At 67.5% G+C, this 18,258-nt stretch carries 12 protein-coding genes; 9 read left to right on the plus strand and 3 right to left on the minus strand.

Annotated elements, in window-relative coordinates; all coding sequences use genetic code 11:
• Positions 1-20 precede the first annotated feature (20 nt).
• Positions 21-836, minus strand: a complete 816-nt coding sequence (locus tag ASC70_RS01800) for an oxidoreductase (RefSeq protein WP_056045896.1) — start codon at positions 834-836, stop codon at positions 21-23.
• Between the two features lie 105 nt (positions 837-941).
• Between ASC70_RS01800 and ASC70_RS01805 the strand changes: the two genes are divergently transcribed.
• Entirely contained in the window at positions 942-1,526 is a 585-nt protein-coding gene (locus tag ASC70_RS01805; RefSeq protein WP_056045899.1) for a TetR/AcrR family transcriptional regulator, read from the plus strand.
• A 185-nt stretch (positions 1,527-1,711) separates the two neighbouring features.
• Here the strand turns inward: ASC70_RS01805 and ASC70_RS01810 are convergent, their stop codons facing one another.
• A complete protein-coding gene (locus ASC70_RS01810; protein WP_156396093.1) occupies positions 1,712-2,998 on the minus strand; it encodes an MFS transporter in 1,287 nt (428 codons plus the stop codon).
• Between the two features lie 323 nt (positions 2,999-3,321).
• Here ASC70_RS01810 and ASC70_RS01815 point away from each other — a divergent pair, with 323 nt between their 5' ends.
• The 5 genes from ASC70_RS01815 (at position 3,322) to ASC70_RS01835 (ending at position 11,507) form a co-directional block, all read left to right on the plus strand.
• Positions 3,322-3,906: an RNA polymerase sigma factor gene (locus ASC70_RS01815; RefSeq protein ID WP_056045905.1), complete on the plus strand. Its 585-nt coding sequence runs from the start codon at positions 3,322-3,324 to the stop codon at positions 3,904-3,906.
• Positions 3,839-4,831 (plus strand): FecR family protein, encoded by a 993-nt coding sequence (locus ASC70_RS01820; protein ID WP_056045908.1) that lies wholly within the window; start codon positions 3,839-3,841, stop codon positions 4,829-4,831. The genes ASC70_RS01815 and ASC70_RS01820 overlap by 68 nt, the downstream gene beginning before the upstream one ends.
• A 98-nt stretch (positions 4,832-4,929) precedes the next feature.
• Complete coding sequence (locus ASC70_RS01825) at positions 4,930-7,725, plus strand: TonB-dependent receptor (RefSeq protein ID WP_056045911.1); 2,796 nt, start codon at positions 4,930-4,932, stop codon at positions 7,723-7,725.
• 75 nt (positions 7,726-7,800) lie between these two features.
• The gene (locus tag ASC70_RS01830; protein ID WP_056046202.1) at positions 7,801-9,969 is read left to right on the plus strand and encodes a penicillin acylase family protein; all 2,169 of its coding nucleotides are present in this window, start codon (positions 7,801-7,803) and stop codon (positions 9,967-9,969) included.
• Positions 9,970-9,980: 11 nt separating this feature from the next.
• Complete coding sequence (locus ASC70_RS01835; protein ID WP_056045914.1) at positions 9,981-11,507, plus strand: CRTAC1 family protein; 1,527 nt, start codon at positions 9,981-9,983, stop codon at positions 11,505-11,507.
• A 33-nt stretch (positions 11,508-11,540) separates the two neighbouring features.
• On the opposite strand, the gene ASC70_RS01840 is transcribed toward ASC70_RS01835, so the two are convergent.
• Positions 11,541-12,497: a LysR family transcriptional regulator gene (locus tag ASC70_RS01840; RefSeq protein WP_056045916.1), complete on the minus strand. Its 957-nt coding sequence runs from the start codon at positions 12,495-12,497 to the stop codon at positions 11,541-11,543.
• Between the two features lie 277 nt (positions 12,498-12,774).
• Between ASC70_RS01840 and ASC70_RS01845 the strand changes: the two genes are divergently transcribed.
• The 3 genes from ASC70_RS01845 to ASC70_RS01855 all read left to right on the plus strand — a co-directional run bounded on the left by ASC70_RS01845 (position 12,775) and on the right by ASC70_RS01855 (position 18,256).
• Positions 12,775-15,738: a TonB-dependent receptor gene (locus ASC70_RS01845; RefSeq protein WP_082539686.1), complete on the plus strand. Its 2,964-nt coding sequence runs from the start codon at positions 12,775-12,777 to the stop codon at positions 15,736-15,738.
• 95 nt (positions 15,739-15,833) lie between these two features.
• On the plus strand, positions 15,834-16,937 hold the full coding sequence (locus tag ASC70_RS01850) for a nucleoside hydrolase (protein WP_235519203.1): 1,104 nt from the start codon (positions 15,834-15,836) through the stop codon (positions 16,935-16,937).
• Positions 16,934-18,256 carry an NCS2 family permease gene (locus ASC70_RS01855; RefSeq protein WP_056045922.1) on the plus strand — a complete coding sequence of 441 codons (1,323 nt, stop codon included), beginning with the start codon at positions 16,934-16,936 and terminating at the stop codon, positions 18,254-18,256. The genes ASC70_RS01850 and ASC70_RS01855 overlap by 4 nt, the downstream gene beginning before the upstream one ends.
• Positions 18,257-18,258: the final 2 nt, after the last annotated feature.

An 18,258-nucleotide genomic window follows, 5' to 3' on the forward strand; every position in this document is an offset into this window, starting at 1 on the left:
CGGCGCGGGAACTCAGGCGTCTAGGCGGGCAAACGCATCTGCTTGCGCAGGCTCTTGTCGAAGGCCTTGGCCGGCGCGAACCGGCGCAGGAGCGAGATCTGCTTGGCCAGCTGACCGGCCGGATAGCGCAGGCGCGGCTGAGGGTCGACGGCGGCGGCGCGGACCACCTTGGCCACTACTTCGGGCAGGTCGGCGGTGGGCATGACGTCGTCGAGCAGGGCCCGGACACCGGCCCGCGCCTGGTCGTAGACGGCGATGGGCGCGTCGACCGACAAGGCGTTCTGGTCGAAGGCGCTGCGGATATAGCCCGGCTCGATCAGGGATACACGGACACCAAAGGCGCGGACCTCGTGGTCGAGGGATTCCGAATAGCCTTCCAGCGCGTGCTTGCTGGCCGAGTAGTGGGCGGAATAGGGGGCGGGGATCAGTCCGAGCACGGAGCTGATGTTGAGGATGCGTCCCTGGCGGCGCGCGCGCATCGACGGCAGCACCGCATTGATCACCCGCATGACGCCGAACAGATTGACGTCGAACAGGGCCTGGGCCTGGCGGATCGAGGTTTCCTCGGCCCCCCCCACCAAGCCTAGCCCGGCATTGTTGACCAGCAGGTCGATCTGGCCCGCCTCGGCAAGGATCTTGCCGATCAGCGCCTGGACGGATCCGTCGTCGGTGACGTCACACGTCAACATGCGCACGTCCTTGGGCGGATCGGCGAGAGGCCGCCGGCTAGTGCCATAGACGGTGAACCCGGCCGCGGCCAGGTTCTGGGCGATCGCGCGGCCGATGCCGGCGGACGCTCCTGTCACCAGGGCGATTTTCTTGCGTTGAGCGGTCATGGGCCTTCCCGTAGGCAGAGCGCGCCGGAGTGGCGTTGCACTTTGCATTACGATCATAATGTGCAATTATGATCGTAATGCAATAGGATTCTTGGAGGCGCGACCATGCGCTACGAAAAAGGTCATCGGGACGCGTCGCGTCAGCGGATCCTGCAGGCAGCCTCGGAACGGTTCCGCGCCGACGGCATCGCCGCCTCGGGGCTGTCGCGCGTCATGCAGGACGCCGGCCTGACCAACGGCGCCTTCTACCCACACTTCCAGTCCAAGACCGAACTGGTGCGCGAAAGCCTGGCCGCCGCCATGGAGACCCAAGCCCAGCAGATGGCCGAGGTCCTCGACGCCGAGGGCCTCGACGGAGTCATCGCGACCTACCTCTCGCCCGAGCACCGGGACAATCCGGGGATCGGCTGCGCGGTCTCGGCTCTGGGCGCCGAGCTCGCCCGCGAGCCGCCGGAAACGCGCGCGGTCCACTTCTCGCGCGCCACGGCGCTGGTCAAACAGGTCGCGGCCCATATGCCCCCCGAGGCCGAGGATCCCGAGGGCATGGCGCTGGCGTTCTTCGCGACCATGATCGGTACGTTGCAGCTGGCCCGCGTTGCAGACAGCGCCGAAATGTCCGATCGCATTCTCGCCGTCGGCCGGCAGGCGGCGCGAGCGCTGTCGCGAACGCCGTCCTTGTCCGTGGCCTAGGCTAGCGGTGACGGCGAGGGCGTTGTTAGCGCGGCTTAATGCCTACTAAGTTGATATGATTTGCCGCGCCACCCGTCCCAAGGCCACGCTTCGGGACGATCGGCGCGGTGTTCTCGCGCCGGCGGCTCTTTCCTGGCGGTGCGCCCATGCCTGATGAAAACCGATCGTCGAACGCTGGCGCCGTCCTACGCGTCGGTGATGAGGCTGTGCTTCTTGGTGTCCGGCATTCGCAGATAGACGATCAGCGACACGGCGATCATCACCGTCACGTACACATAGAAGCCGCGCTCCATGCCTCGGCCCTTGAACCACAGCGCCACATATTCCGCCGTACCGCCAAACACGGTGTTGGCCAGAGCATAGGGCAGGGCGACGCCCAGCGCCCGGATGTGAGCGGGAAAGAGCTCGGCCTTCACCACGGCGTTGATCGCCGTGTAGCCGGTGACGATGACCAAGGCGCCCAGAACCAGCAGGAAGGCCGCGAACGAGCTGCTGGTGGTCTCGAGCATACGGAAGATGATCCAGGTGAAGGCCACGCCCAGAACGCCGAAACCTACCATCAAGGGCTTGCGGCCGATGCGATCCGACAGCGCGCCGGCGACGGGCTGCAGCAGCATGTAGACGAACAACGCCGCCGCCGTGATCGCGGTGGCGGACTCGCGGCTGAAGCCGGAGGTGTTGACCAGGAACTTCTGCATGTAGGTCGAGTAGGCGTAGAAGGCCAAGGTGCCGCCGGCGGTCAGCAGCATCACGGTCATCGCCTGCTTGGGGTGGTTGCGGAACAGCGCCCAGCCGCTGGAAACGGCGCGCGGGTCGCGCTTGACGGCGAGATAGCTGTTGGTTTCGCTCAGGCCGCGCCGGATGTAGAACACGGCGATGGCCAGCACGCCGCCCGCGGCGAAGGGAATGCGCCAGCCCCAGGTCTCCAGGTCGTGGACCGGCAGGAGCGCCTGCAGCAACAGCAGCACGCACAACGCGATCAACTGACCCGAGATCAGGGTCACGTACTGGAAGCTGGAGAAGAAGCCGCGGTTCTCGCGCCCCGCCATCTCGGACAGGTAGGTGGCCGAGGCGCCGTATTCGCCGCCGACCGAAAGACCCTGCAGCAGCCGAGCGATCAGCAGTATGGCCGGCGCGAAGATGCCGATCCGGTCGTAGCCCGGCGTCACCGCGATCATCAGGGATCCGGCGCACATCAGGGTGACCGAGAAGGTCAGGCCCGCCTTGCGGCCCTTGCGATCGGCGTACATGCCCATGACCCAGGCGCCGATCGGACGCATGACGAACCCGACCGCGAAGATCGCCGCGGCGCTCAGAAGTTGGGCGGTCGGATCGTCGGAGGGAAAGAAGGCCGGCGCGAAATAGAGCGTGAAGGCCGAGTAGGCATACCAGTCGTACCACTCCACCAGATTGCCGGCCGAGCCGCCGATGATCGACTTGATCCGTTGGCGACGATCGAGAACATCTCCCAAGATTTCATCCCCCTGGCGGCCGGGCGTTTCGTGGCGTCACACGCGGTCGCGACGCGACCGTCCGAGCGTCTGCCCCCGTGTGCTGTTCAAACGGACGGCGCGCGGATTTCCGCCATCGGGCTCGGTCGTCAATCTAGCCGGCCCGCGCCGAGAGCTTGTCCGTCGGTCGAAATGCCCGCATTTGATCTCGAAGTGCGACGCTCTTGGACGCTTGGGCCCGACCTAGCCTTCGACCCGGTCTTTGACATCGACGTCGCGGTTCCGGCGCGATGTTCTGTACACGGCGCGCTGTCGCGCCGCCCCTTTTTCGGAGGGACGACGCCATGGACGGTCTGACCGCTCGCCTGAACTGGTTCAAGGCGGTGATCCTGCCCCATGAGGCGGCTCTGCGATCGCGCCTGCGCCGCGTGTGCCCCACGGGCTTCGATGTCGACAACCTGGTGGCCGAGAGCCTGGCCCGCGCCTACACCGCCAAGGACATCGACCGCATTCCGACCGGACGCGGCTATCTGTTCACGATCGCCCGCAACCTGCTGATCGACACCCTGCGGCGGGAAACCATCGTCTCGCTGGACTTCGTCGCCGACCTCGACACCTTGCGCGGCGACGACAGCCTGGAAGCGTCGCTGACCGCCCGCGACGAGTTGCGCTGGCTGCTCGCCACGATCGAAACCCTGCCCCCACAATGCCGCCAAGTGTTCATTTTTCGGCGGGTGCACGATGTTTCGTTCCAGGAGATAGCGGTTCGCATGTCCCTATCCGTTTCGACAGTTGAGAAGCATCTTGCTAGAGCTGTGATGCTCGTGGCCAAGGCGATGTCCGAGCGCGAGGAAGACAGTTTTGACCGCAACAAACGCAGCGCTGGAAAGGCAGGCGATCGACGACCAGGCCTCGGCGTTCGTCGTTAGATTGCAGGAAGGCGCCAGCGCGAGCGAGCGCCAGGCCATCGCCGATTGGATCGAGGCCGATCCGCGCCATGCCGTGGCGTTCGCACGCATGGAAGTGGCCTGGGAGGTCGGGGATCGGCTGAGGGCCAGCCCTCCGCCGATCGAGGCGCCCGAGGCGGCGACCGATGTCGACGACAAGCCTCGGGTGTCACGCCGGGCCCTGGTCGGCGCCGGACTGGCGGCCTCGATCGCCACGGTCGGCGCGACGGTGGCCTGGCGCTACGCCAGTGATGTGGACCTCCACCATACGCGGTTGGGCGAGCGCCGGATCATCACCTTGGCCGATGGCTCCCGGATTCACCTGAACACCGCTTCGGCCGTCGAGGTGGCGATGCGCAAGCGCAGCCGGCGCATCCGCCTGATCAAGGGCGAGGCGCTGTTCGAGGTAGCCCACGATCCCAGCCGGCCGTTCCTGGTGGATGCGGGCGCCGCGCGCCTGCGCGCCGTCGGCACCGCCTTCAACGTGCGCATTCGTGACACCGTGGTCGAGCTGACGGTCACCGAAGGCGTCGTGGCGGTGGCCGAGGACGCGGCCGATGTCCATCGACCGGACGCGCCGAAGATCGTCGCCGGCGGTGGGGCGGTGATCGGTTCCGGGGCGATGGCCCCCACGGCGCTGAACGCCACCGTCCTGCGCCAACGTACCGCCTGGCAGGACGGGGTCATCGAACTGGACGGCGAAACGCTGGCCCAGGCGGTGGAGGAGTTCAACCGCTACCGCAAGGCGCCGATCATCGTCGGCGACCCTCGCCTGGCCAATCTGCGGGTCGGCGGACGGTTCGAGGTCGACGAGGCCGAGAAATTCCTGACGGCCGTCGAAGGCAGTTTCCCGGTCAGCGCGATCGCCGCGGCCGACGGCAGCATCCTGCTGGTTTCGCGCTCCTGAGCGTCGACTGAAATTTATTCTCCGGACGGATGGCGGTTCTGGGCGAGCCGGCTCGTTGGACGTGGTTGACATGGTTTAACTGCGCTGGGGGCGCCGACATGGCTGGCGGATCAAACTTCAAGTCCTGGTATCGCGGCGCACTGTTCGCCACGGTCGCGGCGGCGGCGTTGCCGGCGTCGGCGGCGGAACCCTCCAAGGACTTTCACATCGCGGCCCAGCCGATGCAGAGCGCGCTGAACGTTCTGGCCCGGCAATCGGGGGAGCGCCTGCTTTACCCCTATGACCAGATCGCGGGCCTGCGCTCGCCCGCCGTCAGCGGCCGGATGCCGACCCGTCAGGCCCTGGACGCCATCATCGAAGGCTCGCCGCTGCGCGTGGCGATCATGAAGGATGGCCTGATCGCCCTGACCGTCGATCCCGCGCCCACCCTGATCAAGGCCAGCGCGCCCGGCGCCTTCGTGACGGCGGAGACCTCCGGTCCGGCTGCTGTCCAGGCCAGTGTTCCGGAGGAGCCGGCGGAGGTCGCCGAAGTGGTGGTCACCGGCGTCCGCGGCGTGGCCCGGACCGTGATCAAGAGCCCGACCCCGATCGACGTGCTGAGTTCGGCCGAGCTGGAGCGCACCGGCAAGGCTGGCGCCTTCCAGGCTCTGCAGACCCTGGTGCCGTCCTTCAACCTGCCGGCCCGGGCGGGCGGCGGCACCGCCACGGTGATCGCCACGGGCGGCCTGCGCGGCCTCAATCCCGATCAGACCCTGGTGCTGGTCAACGGCAAGCGCCGGCACAAGACCTCGCTGATCAACTCGGTGTCGTCGCTGTACAACGGCTCGGTGCCGGCCGACCTGGACCTGCTCCCCACCTCGGCGATCGGCCGCATCGAGGTGCTGCGCGACGGGGCCGCGGCCCAGTACGGTTCGGACGCCATCGCCGGGGTGATCAACATCATCCTCAAGGACACGACGGGCGGCTCGCTCACCGTCACAAAGGGCCAGAACTTCGATCGCGACGACGGCGACTTCACCCTGGTCCAGGGCAATTTCGGGACAAAGATCGGCGACCGCGGCTTCCTGAACCTGTCTTTCGCCACCAAGGACCAGGCGCTGTCCAACCGGGCCGAGCCGATCGCCTCCAGCATCCGCCTCTATCCGGTGGTCGGCGGCGTGATCGATCCGCGCGAGGCCACGGTCAATCGCCTGGTCACCCGCAATTCGGGCGTCCTGCCGCAGAACGGCGTCAACCTGGGCTACAACGGCCGCTACGATCTCGGCGGCGACGTGGAGCTCTATTCGTTCGGGACCTACAGCCACCGCGTCTCGGACCTGCCCTTCACCTTCCGCGCCCCGACCAACGTCAACGCGCTGCCGCAGGTCTATCCCGACGGCTTCCGGCCCAACCTGGTCATCAAGGAAAACGACTTCGAACTGGCCTTTGGCGCGCGCGGCGACCTCAACGGCTGGTCGTGGGACGTCTCGTCGACCTACGGCAAGAACCTGGCCAAGGAGCGCGTCTCCGAGACCATCAACGCCAGCCTTGGTCCGGCCAGTCCCACCCACTTCTATGTCGGCAAGCTGGTGTCGTCCGAATGGGTCAATTCGCTGGATGTGACCCGGGGCTTCACCGCCGCGGGCGGCGACCTGCAGCTCTCGTTCGGCGCCCAGCACCGTCGCGAGACCTATCAGGTCGGCGAGGGCGAGCCGCTCAGCTACGCGGCCGGAACCTATGTCATTCCGGCGGGCCAGCCCTTGGCCGGGTCACGGCCGGCCACCGGCGCCCAGGCCGCGCCGGGCTTCCAGCCGACCGACGCCAGCAAGTCCAGGCGCAACAACTACGCGGCCTATGGGGAGGTCGGCTACACCATCCAGAAGCTCTTCCTGGGCGCGGCGGTCCGTTACGAGGACTATGACGACGCGTCGGGCGACACCGTGGTCGGCAAGGTCAACGGCCGCTACGAGCTCACGTCCTGGCTGGCCGTTCGCGGCGCGGCCAGCACCGGTTTCCGCGCTCCCGGACTGGCCCAGGAGCACTACGCCGCCAGCTCCAGCCAGTTCCGCCAGGTCAACGGCGTGCTCGACCTGCTGCAGATCAAGACCCTGCCGGTCGGCTCGCGCGAGGCCATCGCCCTGGGCGCCGAGCCGCTGAAGCCGGAAAAGTCGAAGAACTACAGCCTGGGCGTGACCCTGGAGCCGCTGCCGCGCCTCAGTGTCACCCTGGACGCCTACGAGATCGACGTGGACGGCCGGATCGCCATCACCAGCACCCTGACGGGCGCGGGGGTCAGCAACATCCTGATCGCCAACGGCCTGCCGGGCTCGCTCAGCGCCCAGTACTACACCAACGCCATCGACACCCGCACGCGCGGCGTCGACCTGGTCACGGCCTATCGCCAGGAGCTGGGCGACTACGGGTCGCTTCGCCTGACGCTCGGCTATAATCACAACAAGACCAAGATCACCCACATCATCGCCAATCCGCCGGAATTGGCGGCGCTGGGCGCCAACTACGTGCTGTTCGACCGTCTGAGCCAGGGCTTCCTGACCACGGCCTTCCCGAAGGACAAGGTCAGCCTGGGCGCCAACTGGTCGTGGAACAAGCTGAACGTCAATCTGCGCCAGACGCGCTATGGCAGCTACAGGATCCAGCAGAACATCCCGGCCAACGACCGCAAGTACGGGGCCAAATGGATCACCGACCTGGAGGTTGGTTACAAGGTCCTGCCCACCGTCACCGTCGCGGTCGGGGCCAACAATCTGCTGAACATCTACCCCTCGCGCAGCGGCCCTTCGACCGCGGCCAACACCTCCTACAACATCAATACGGGCACGGGGCAGTACCCGGGCACCTCGCCGTTCGGCTTCACCGGCGGCTCCTACTACGCCCGCCTGCAATGGGATTTCTGACCGGCGCGGCGTGACGACGCGAAGCGCTTTGTGCGGGGCCGGCTCGGCGGCTCGTGAGGGATGGGGAGCAAGATCATGACGATTCTTCGCCGCGGCGCCGCGGCGCTGCTGCTGGCGACCTGGGTAGGCCTCGCGGCTGGGCCGGCCTTGGCGCAGGAGACCAAGGCCCCCGCGACGCCTCGGCCCGTCCAGGCCCTCGCCGTGGTCAAGCCGACCAAGAACGAGATCCTCTGGGACACCTACGGGGTGCCGCACATCTACGGCAAGGACACCGCCGCCGTCTTCTACGGCTATGGCTGGGCCCAGTCGCAGAGCCACGCCAACACGATCCTGCGCCTCTACGGCGAGGCGCGGGGGCGAGGGGCCGAGTATTTCGGGCCCGACTACGAAGAGACGACCACCTGGCTGCTGACCAACGGCGTGCCCGAGCGAGCCAAGGCTTGGTACAAGCAGCAGACACCCGCGTTCCGCGCCAATCTGGACGCCTTCGCCAACGGCATAAACGCCTATGCGAGGGCCCATCCCGAGGCCATCGCCGCCGATGTGAAGGCCGTCTTGCCCGTCACCGGCGTCGACGTCGTCGCCCATGCCCATCGCCTGATGAACTTCATCTATGTGGCCTCGCCCGGGAAGACGATCGGCGAGGGCGATCCGCCCGAGATCGCCGATCAGGGCTCGAACTCATGGGCCGTGGCGCCGAAAAAGACCGCCAGCGGCAATACGCTGCTCCTGCAAAACCCCCACCTGCCGTGGGGCACCGGCTATTTCATCTATTATGAAGCCCATCTGACCGGCCCGGACTTCGAGATCTATGGGGCCACCCAGGTTGGCCTGCCGATCGTCCGCTTCGCCTTCAACCAGCAGATGGGCATCACCAACACCGTCAACAGCATGGTGGGCGCCACCAACTACAAGCTGACGCTCAAGGACGGGGGTTACCTGTTCGACGGCAAGGTTCTGCCGTTCAAGACCCAGACAGCGACCTACAAGGTGCGGCAGGCGGACGGATCGCTGGTCGAAAAGCCGCTGAAGATCCGCTCGACGGTTCATGGCCCGGTGTTCGACCGCAAGGACGGGAGCACGGTCGCCGTGCGCGTGGCGGGCCTGGACCGGCCCAAGATGCTGGAACAGTACTTCGACATGGTGACGGCGCCGAATTTCAAGGCGTACGAAACGGCGATGAAGCGGCTGCAGGTGCCGACCTTCAACATCACCTACGCCGACCGTGACGGCCATAGCGACTACACGTTCAACGGCGTCGCCCCCCGCCGCGGCGAAGGCGACATCAACTTCTGGAGCGGCCTCGTCCCCGGCGACACGTCGCGCTACCTGTGGACGGACACCCATCCGTTCGAGGATCTGCCGCGCGTCACCGATCCTGTCGGCGGCTTCGTGCAGAACACCAACGACCCGCCCTGGGTCGCCAGCTGGCCGGTGACGTTCAAGCCGGACGATTTTCCGAAATACCTGGCTCCGCGCACCCCGGAATCGTTCCGAGCCCAAAGCTCCATCCGGATGATGGCCGAGAACGACGCCCTGACCCTGGAACGGTTCCGGGACCTGAAGCTGTCCACCCACGCCCTGATGGCGGACCGCGTCCTGCCGGACCTCATCCCCGCCGCGCTCAACGACAAGGACCCGGAGGTCCAGGCCGCCGCCCGCCTGCTGGCGGGCTGGGACCGGTCGTTCACGGCCGACAATCGCGCCGGCTTGCTGTTCGAGGAATGGGCCAAGCTGTTCGCCGGCCCCACCTTCGCCGGCCAGGCGGGCTACGCCATTCCCTGGACGCAGGATCGTCCGACCAGCACGCCCTACGGCCTGAAGAACCCCGCCGCGGCCGTCGAGCAACTGCGCGCCGCCATCGCTAACACCAAGAAGAAGTACGGCGCCGTCGACCGACGCTTTGGCGACGCCTCGCGCTTCATCCTCGACGGCGTCGACCTGCCCGGCACCGGCGGCTTCGGCAACCTCGGCGCCTTCCGGGTCATCACCTGGTCGGATCCAGACGCCAAGGGCGTCCGCACCCCGACCCATGGCGAGACCTGGATGGCGATGATCGAGTTCTCCACCCCGGTGAAGGCCTACGGGCTGATGAGCTATGGCAACAGCCGCCAGCCGGGCACCACCCACTACAGCGACCAGCTAGGCATGCTCTCGCGCGACGAGTTCCGCGAACTCTGGCTGCGGCGCGAGCAGGTGGAGGCGCACCTGTCCGAACGCACCGCCTTCAACCCCAAGCCTTGAAAGGCGATCCGATGCAAAGACTGAACAAGCGCGCCTGGAAGATCGCGCCCCTGCTGTTGGTCGGCCTGATGGCGAGCGCGGCGCACGCGGCGACGCAGCCGGCCTTCACGGCGATGCAGCGCGAGACCTTCGCGATCGCCGGATCGTTGTCGAACGCTTGGGCCGACTTCGACAAGGATGGCGACCTGGACCTGGCCGTATCGCTGAAAAGCGGCGAGGTCAGGCTGTATCGCAACGACGACGGCGTTCTCACCAACATCGGCGCCGCCGTGGGCCTGCCGACCACGGGCAAGGAAGTCCGCGGCCTCAGCTGGGGCGACTTCAACGGCGATGGCTATCTCGACCTGCTGGGCGGGTCCAACGTCATGCCGGTCGATCAGAACCGTTCCTTCATCTGGAAGAACGACGGCGGGAAGCGCTTCGTCGAGGTGGCGGCGGAGATCGGGCTGACCGTTCCGGGCCGCATCAGTCGCCAGGCCAATTGGGTCGATTACGACAATGACGGCCAGGTCGATCTCTATACGTCGAACCGCGCGGGGCCCAACCAGCTGTTCCACAATCAGGGCGGCGTCTTCAGTCAGGTGTTCGCGCAGGCCGGTGTGACGGACGCTCGGCCCACGGTGGGATCCTGCTGGTTCGACTACAATCGCGACGGCAAGCTCGATCTGTTCCTGGCCAACCAGTCCGGCGCGACCGACGCGCTGTGGCGCAACGACGGGACCGGTTTCACCGATGTCGCCCCAAGCCTCGGCCTGGCCGCGCCGGGTCGCAAGCCGGAGGACGGCGGCGTGGGCTGCGCGATCGGCGACTACGACAATGACGGCAAGTTCGACATCTTCGTCGCGGTCTATGGCGCCAATCTTCTGTACCGCAACAACGGCGACGGCTCCTTCACCGAGGTCGCCAAGGCGGCGGGCGTCGATGATGCGGGCCATGCGGTCGCGGCCTCGTGGGGCGACTACGACAATGACGGCTATCTGGACCTGTTCGTCACCAGCTACGAGGGCGAGCCCGGCAAGCAGACGCCGCTGGACCTGCTGTACCACAACAACGGCAAGGGCGGTTTCGACCAGATCCTGACCCGCGAAAGCCTGCTGAACGCGGGCGACCACGGCGTGGAGTGGGTGGACTACAACCACGACGGGGCGCTGGATCTGTCGGTCATGCGCGGCTACAGCCCCGAGGGCGGCCACTTCCTGTTCCGCAACGACCTGGCGGCGCCCGCGCGAGCCCGAAGCCTCAGCGTGCTGGTGCTCGATGCGCGTGGACGATACACGCGGGCAGGGGCGGAGGTGCGTCTCTATGACCGCGCCGGCCACATCCTGGCGTCGCGACTGGTATCGACCGGCGGCGGCTATAATGCGCAGAGCGCGGCGCCCGTCCATTTCGGCCTCAAGTCCTTCGACTCCGTGACGGTCGAGGTCTCGTTCATGACCAACGACGGCGTGAAGACGAAGACCGTTCGCAACGTCGACCCCAAGGCCTTCTCGAGCAAGGCGCTGGTGATCCGCGAGGATGGGGCGTCGAAGCCGAAATAGGCGTCTGGGCGTCGCCTTCTGGAGAGTGAACCGTCAGGTTTGCGACGGCGCGAGGATCGCGCTCAAGGCCGGGGCCAGGACGGTCCCCAGTTCGAACGCGCTCGGGTGCTCGTGACGCAGCTTGGCGCGCTGGAACAGCATCAGCTTGCGGCGGATGGAGGGGCCGGTCAGGGGGACCAGCTTGATCTTGTCGGTCTCGTAGCCCCGCGCATAGAGGCGAGGGATCACGCCGACGGCGAGGCCAGCGCCGACCAGGCCGAACAGCGATCCGACCTGGTCGACGCGAAAGCGCTGGGACGGTGAGAGGTTGTTCTGCCGCATGGCGGCCGAGCTCAGCTCGCCGATGCTGCCGCCGGTGAAGTGGACGATCTCGCTACCCTCGAGGGCGCTCCAGGGGAGGGACGGCGTCGAGGCGAGAGGATGGTCCGCCGGCGCGGCCAGCATCATCTCGTCCTCCATGATCAGGCTGGCGTCGATCCCGTCCTCAACCCGCCCCAGCACGCCGATGACGAGGTCGAGCGCGCCGGACCGCAGATCGCTCATCAAGGCGTCGCTCTTGCCATCGCTGAGGTGCAGGCTGAGGTCGGTGCGGTTGCGTCCCAGCAGCGCCACGGCATCGGCGGCCGCCGGGATCGCCGACGGGATCGCGCCGATGCGCACGACCGCCTTGCCGCGCGTGGCGGCGTCGTTCATGTCCACGAAGGCGTTGTCGGCCGTCGTCAGCAGGCGGCGAGCGTGCGGCAGGAAGGCCGCCCCGGCCTCGGTGAGGGCCACGTGATGGGTGCTGCGGTCGAACAGCCGCAGGCCCATATGCTCCTCGATCTGCCGGATCGCCGCGCTGAGCGCCGGCTGCGAGACGGTCATCCGCTCGGCGGCGCGGCTGAAATTGGCCGACTCCGCCAGGGCCGTGAAGAACCGCAGCTGGCGCAGCGAGATGGCCTGGATGCGAGCGGCCGGGCGGGGGAGGGTGATGGTCGAAGAGGGCTGCACGACGGGGTTCCAGATTGGCTGGATCGCGCCTCCGGAGCGGCTATAAGCGCGATCTATAGCGAGATAAATACAAAGAATTTCCCTTTCTAATGGGGCTCGTTAGCGTGCCTTCATCGCGCTTCCACCCAGCAGTATAAATAAAGGGCAGGGAAGATCGAAGTCGTGCTCAGAGGAGTGCGAATTTTGATCATCTCTACTTATCGGGGTGAACAACGATAAAGAGAAAAGGCCGGGAGGGCTGTCGGCGAGGCGCGCCAACAACCAAGGGGGTTCTTCGATGTCGTTCGCCGATTCCGCGCCTGATCCTGTTCTTGCCCGCCATCGCTCCAAGGCGTCGTGGCTGGGCATCGCCTCGACCGCCGTGCTGGCGGCCCTGGCCTGCGGCGGCGTCGCCAGTGCTCAGGATGCCCCGGCGGACCAGATCGAGGCGATCGTGGTCACCGGCTCGCGCCTCAAGAGCCCCGACGCCACCAGCGTCAGCCCGGTCAGCACGGTCGGCGACAAGGAAATCGCTCGGCGCGGCGTCGTGCGGGTCGAGGACCTGATCAACACCCTGCCGCAGGCCTTCGCCGACCAGGGCAGCGGCAATCGCGGCGGCACCGTCGGGGCCAGCGGCACGGCGACCATCAACCTGCGCAACCTCGGCAACCAGCGGACCCTGGTGCTGATCGACGGGCGCCGCCTGATGCAGGGCGACCCGGCCCGCTCGGCGGCCCAGGCGGCCGACATCAACAACATCCCCGCCGCCCTGATCCAGCGCATCGACGTGGTCACCGGCGGCGCCTCGGCGGTCTATGGCTCGGACGCCCTGGCCGGGGTCGTCAACTTCATGCTCAAGCGCGACTTCGAGGGCGTGCAGCTGGACGTCCAGGGCGGCGTCTACATGCACGAGAACCACAGCGCGATCGTCTCGGCGGCCAAGGCGGCCGGCCAGACGCCGGCGTTCGGCCGCGAACTGGACGGCGAGCAGCAGAGCTATTCGATCACCGTCGGCAAGAATTTCGCCGAGGGCCGAGGCAACGTCACCGGCTTCTTCAGCTACAAGGACATCGCCGGCGTCGGCACCAAGGACCGCGACTTCTCGACCTGCAACCTGTCGGCCACGGCGGCCGGCTATGCCTGCTCGCTGTCCAGCGCCACCTATCCCGTGCAGTTCCAGCTGACCAACCCGACCACGGGCGCGACCCGCGGCAGCTACGCCCTGGAAGGCAATACGCTGCGGACCTATCGCACTTCGGACGGCTTCAACAACGGCAACACCTACGACCTGCAGTCGCCGGACAAGCGCTACAACGCCGACCTGTTCGGCCGCTACCGGATCTCGGACAAGGCCGAGGTCTATGGCGAGCTGATGTACATGCACGATGAGGCCGACATCAAACTGTCGCCCACCGCCGTGTTCACGGTCTCGGAGAAGATCAATTGCAACAACCCGCTGATGTCGGCCCAGGAGAAAAACCTGATCTGCACCTCGGTGGGCCTCACCGACGCCCAGAGCGCCAATGTCATCGTCTCGCAGCGCAACGCCCTGGGCGGCTCGCGCCACGACTACAGCGACCACACCTCGTATCGCGGCGTGGCGGGCCTGCGCGGCGACCTGACCTCGCGCTGGCGCTATGACGTCTACGCGCAGTACGGCCGCACCGACTACACCTCGCGGCTGACCGGCGACTATTCGCTGGCCAAGTTCGCCAAGGCCCTGCGCGCCGTGACCAACGCCAGCGGCCAGGTCGTCTGCGAATCCGTGGCCAACGGGACCGATCCGGCCTGCGTGCCGATCAACCTGTTCCAGGCCGACGGCATCACCTCGGCGGCGCTGAACTACGTGCAGAACGTCGTGCGCCGGAAAGGCTATACCGAGGAAAGCATCCTGAGCGGCGCCCTGACCGGCGACCTGGGGCTGACCAGCCCGCTCGCCTCGTATCCGATCGGCCTGGCCCTCGGCGCCGAGTACCGCAAGGAAAAGATCAGCTTCCAGCCCGACGCCGCCTACAGCAGCCGCGACGTGGCCGGCAACTCCGGCGGCGAATTCCCGATCGCCGGCTCGTTCGACGTCAAGGAAGTCTATGGCGAGATCCGCGTCCCGCTGGTCGAGGACAAGCCGTTCTTCAAGAGCCTGTCGGTCGAGGGCGGCGTCCGCTATTCCGACTACAGCACCGCCGGCGACACCTGGGCCTACAAGGGCGGCGGCGAGTGGACCCCGATCCGCGACGTGCGCTTGCGCGGCAGCTACCAGCGCGCCGTCCGCGCCCCCAACCTCGTGGAGCTGTTCGGCCCGCAGCGGGTCGTGACCGCGGCGATCACCGACCCCTGCGAAGGCGCGACGCCCAAGGCGACCGCCGCCCAGTGCGCGCTGTCGGGCGTGACCGCCACCCAGTACGGCTCGATCGCCCCGGCGGCGGGCCAGCAGTCCGGCGCCATGGTCGGTGGCAATCCGGACCTGGATCCCGAAACCTCGAACACCAAGTCGTTCGGCGTGCAGCTGCTGCCGCGCTTCATCCCCGGCCTGAGCGTCTCGGTCGACTATTTCGACATCGACGTGAAGAAGCTGATCACCACGGTGCCGGCCAGCATTGAGCTGAACCAGTGCCTCAACGCCGGCATCGCCTGCGACCTGATCAAGCGCAATGCGGCGACCGGCTCGCTGGTGACCAGCGGCTATGTGATCACCACCAGCGTCAACGCCGGCTATCTGAAGACCCGGGGCCTGGATTTCGCGGCCAGCTATGCGCATGACCTGCCCGAGCTGTTCGGCCGGAACATGGGCCGCCTGGGCCTGAACTTCGCGGGGACCAAGACCAACCGCTACGAGGTTCAGATCCTGCCCGGCCTGGCCCCGTATCGCTGCGACGGCCACTTCGGCGTCACCTGCGGCCAGCCCATCCCCGAATGGCGCCACCGCCTGGTCGCCGACTGGACCTCGCGCGGCGGCGTCAACCTGTCGACCACCTGGCGCTATATCGGCGGGACGACCAACGACAAGTCCAGCCCGTCGATCTACCTGGCCGGCGTCTATCAGCCTTATGACCTGAAGATGCCCAGCGTCAGCTATGTCGACTTCGCGGCCTCGGCCAACGTGACCGACAAGGTCACCGTGCGGCTCGGCGTCAACAACGCGTTCGACAAGGATCCGCCGCTGACCGCCAGCACGGGCGGCCAGACCTCGAACGGGGCCTTCTTCGCGGGGATGTACGACTCGCTGGGCCGATACATGTTCGTCGGCGCCACCGCCCGCTTCTAATCCAGTCCCTTTCCGATCCAGACGGGGGAGGGGCGTATTTCCTCCCACGTCCAGGCCAAGGACCTCCCATGCTGCCCTGTCGCTTTCCCCCTTGTTTGCGTCCAGCAGCCCTTGGCCTGGCGGCGCTGCTCGCGAGCCTGTCGCTCGCGGGCGGCGCATCCGCCCAGACCGCCCCTCTCTCGAAAGAACCCTCCTCCAAGGAGAAGGTCGCGATCTTCTTCGACAACGACTTCCTGGGCCCGGGCCAGAGCAACATCCAGTCGCTGATCCCGCTGCTGCGCGACGATCGAGTCGAGCTCTTGGGCATCGGCGTCGTCACCGGCGACGCCTGGCTGAAAGAGGAGGCCGCCCACGCGCTGCGCTTCCTCGAGATCGCCAAGCGTCCCGGCGTCCCGGTCCACCTCGGGGCCGAGACGCCGCTCCTCCGCACCCAGGCCGAGATGGCCAACTGGGAGGCGCGCTATGGCAAGGTGCCGTTCAAGGGCGCCTGGAGCACGCCACGTCCGGGCCGCACCTACCACCCGCAGGACCCCGACCTGATCCCGCCGATGCCCGAGGGCGCGCCGTCGATCAAGGCCTCGGACGAGGACGCCGTCCACGCCCTGATCCGCGCTGTCCGCGCGCGTCCGGGCCAGGTCACGGTGGTCAGCGCCGGCCCGCTGACCAACATCGCCCTGGCCCTGAGGCTCGCGCCCGACCTGGCCGCCCTGGCCAAGGAGATCGTCATCGAGCCGGGCAAGCTGGACACCGCCGTGGCGCGGGTGACCGGCAACACCGACTACGCCACCGACTTCAACTTCATCTTCGATCCGGAGGCGGCCCACATCGTGCTGACCGCGCCCTGGAAGAAGATCACCGTGATGGGCAACGTCACCGCCGCCGCCAAGGCGACGCAAGAGGTGGTCGACCGGATCGGCGCGTCCGGCACGCCGGTGGCGACCTACGTCAAGACCTACGCCCGCATCGGCCAGCCGCTGTGGGACGAGATCACCGTGGCCATCGCCATCGACCGCTCGCTGGTCACCGAGGAGCTGGTCGCCCGCATGGACGTCGACACCTTCGCCGGACCCTCCTACGGCCAACCGGTCGTCTGGAAGGCGGATATGGCTCCCAATAGTGGGGAGCGCGAGGTCCATATCGTGCGCGCCATCGACGTCGGCCGCTTCGTCGAGACCTTCGTGGCGCAGGCCTCCCGATGAGCCGGCTGCACGCCTTCCTCGACCGCCGCTTTTCCCTGGCGGCGCGCGAGACCACGGTCGGCCGCGAGATGATGGCCGGGCTGACCAGCTTCCTGGCGGCCGCCTATCTGATCGTGGTGATCCCGTCGCTGCTGTCGACCGGCGGTATGGACAGGGGCGCGGCGACCACGGCGGCGATCCTGGTCATGGCCCTGGGCAGCATCGCCATGGGACTCTACGCCAACCTGCCGTTCATCGTCGGGCCCGGCATCGGCGGCTCGGTGATCCTGGGCGTGACCCTGGCCCACACCGAGCATGTGCCGCTCGCCACGGGCCTGGCCATCGCCATGACGTCGGGCCTGCTGTTCCTGGTCCTGACCTTGACCGGCGCGCGCGAGCTGGTCGTGAAGATGATCCCGCCCCAGATCAAGCTGGGCCTGGGCGCATCGATCGGCTTGTTCATCGCCATGCTGGGCTGCCGCGACGCCGGCATGGTGGCGGTCAACGCCAAGACCATGGCCTTGAAGCTGGGCGACTTCTCGCAACCCGGCCCGGTCGTGGCATTGGTCGGCCTGGCGGTCGCCCTGGCCCTGCAGGCGCGCAAGGTCCCCGGCGCGGTGCTGGCCGGCATCGCCGCCGCCGCCCTGGCCGGCGTACCGCTGGGCCTGACCCAGCTGCCTGCTAGCGTGTTCTCGGCGCCCCACGCCCTGACGCCGGTGGCCCTGAAGGTCGACCTGCTGAGCGCGTTCAGCCTGGCGGCGCTGCCCTACATCTTCGCCTTCTTCGCCGCCGAGTTCTTCTCGACCCTGGGCACGACCCTGGCGATCGGCGGCAAGGCCGGCCTGACCGACGCCGACGGCAACCTGCCCGGCATCGAGCGGCCGTTCCTGGTCGATTCCCTGGTCGCCGCCGCGGGGCCGCTGATCGGCGTCCCCGCCGGCACCGCCCTGGTCGAGTCCGCGGCCGGGGTCGAGATGGGCGGCCGCACCGGCCTGACCCCCGTCACCGCCGCGGCGCTGTTCCTGGGCGCGCTGTGCCTGCTGCCATTGGCCATGGCCATCCCCAAGCAAGCCACGGCCCCGGCTCTGATCCTGATCGGCGTCTCGATGCTGGGCACCATCCGCCACCTGCGGGGCGAGGCGCTGCCCGACCTCTTTCCGCCCATCGCCATGGTGCTGCTGACCCTGATCTCCAACAGCTTCGGCACCGGCATCGCCGGCGGCCTGCTGGTCCACGTCATCGTCCAGGCGCTGGCCGGCAAGGCGCGGGAGATCCCGCTCGGCCTGTTCATCCTGGCCATTCCGCTTGGCTACTACTTCTACACCGCCGCCACGCACTAGAG

Source organism: Caulobacter sp. Root343 (assembly GCF_001425745.1).
Lineage (GTDB): Bacteria > Pseudomonadota > Alphaproteobacteria > Caulobacterales > Caulobacteraceae > Caulobacter.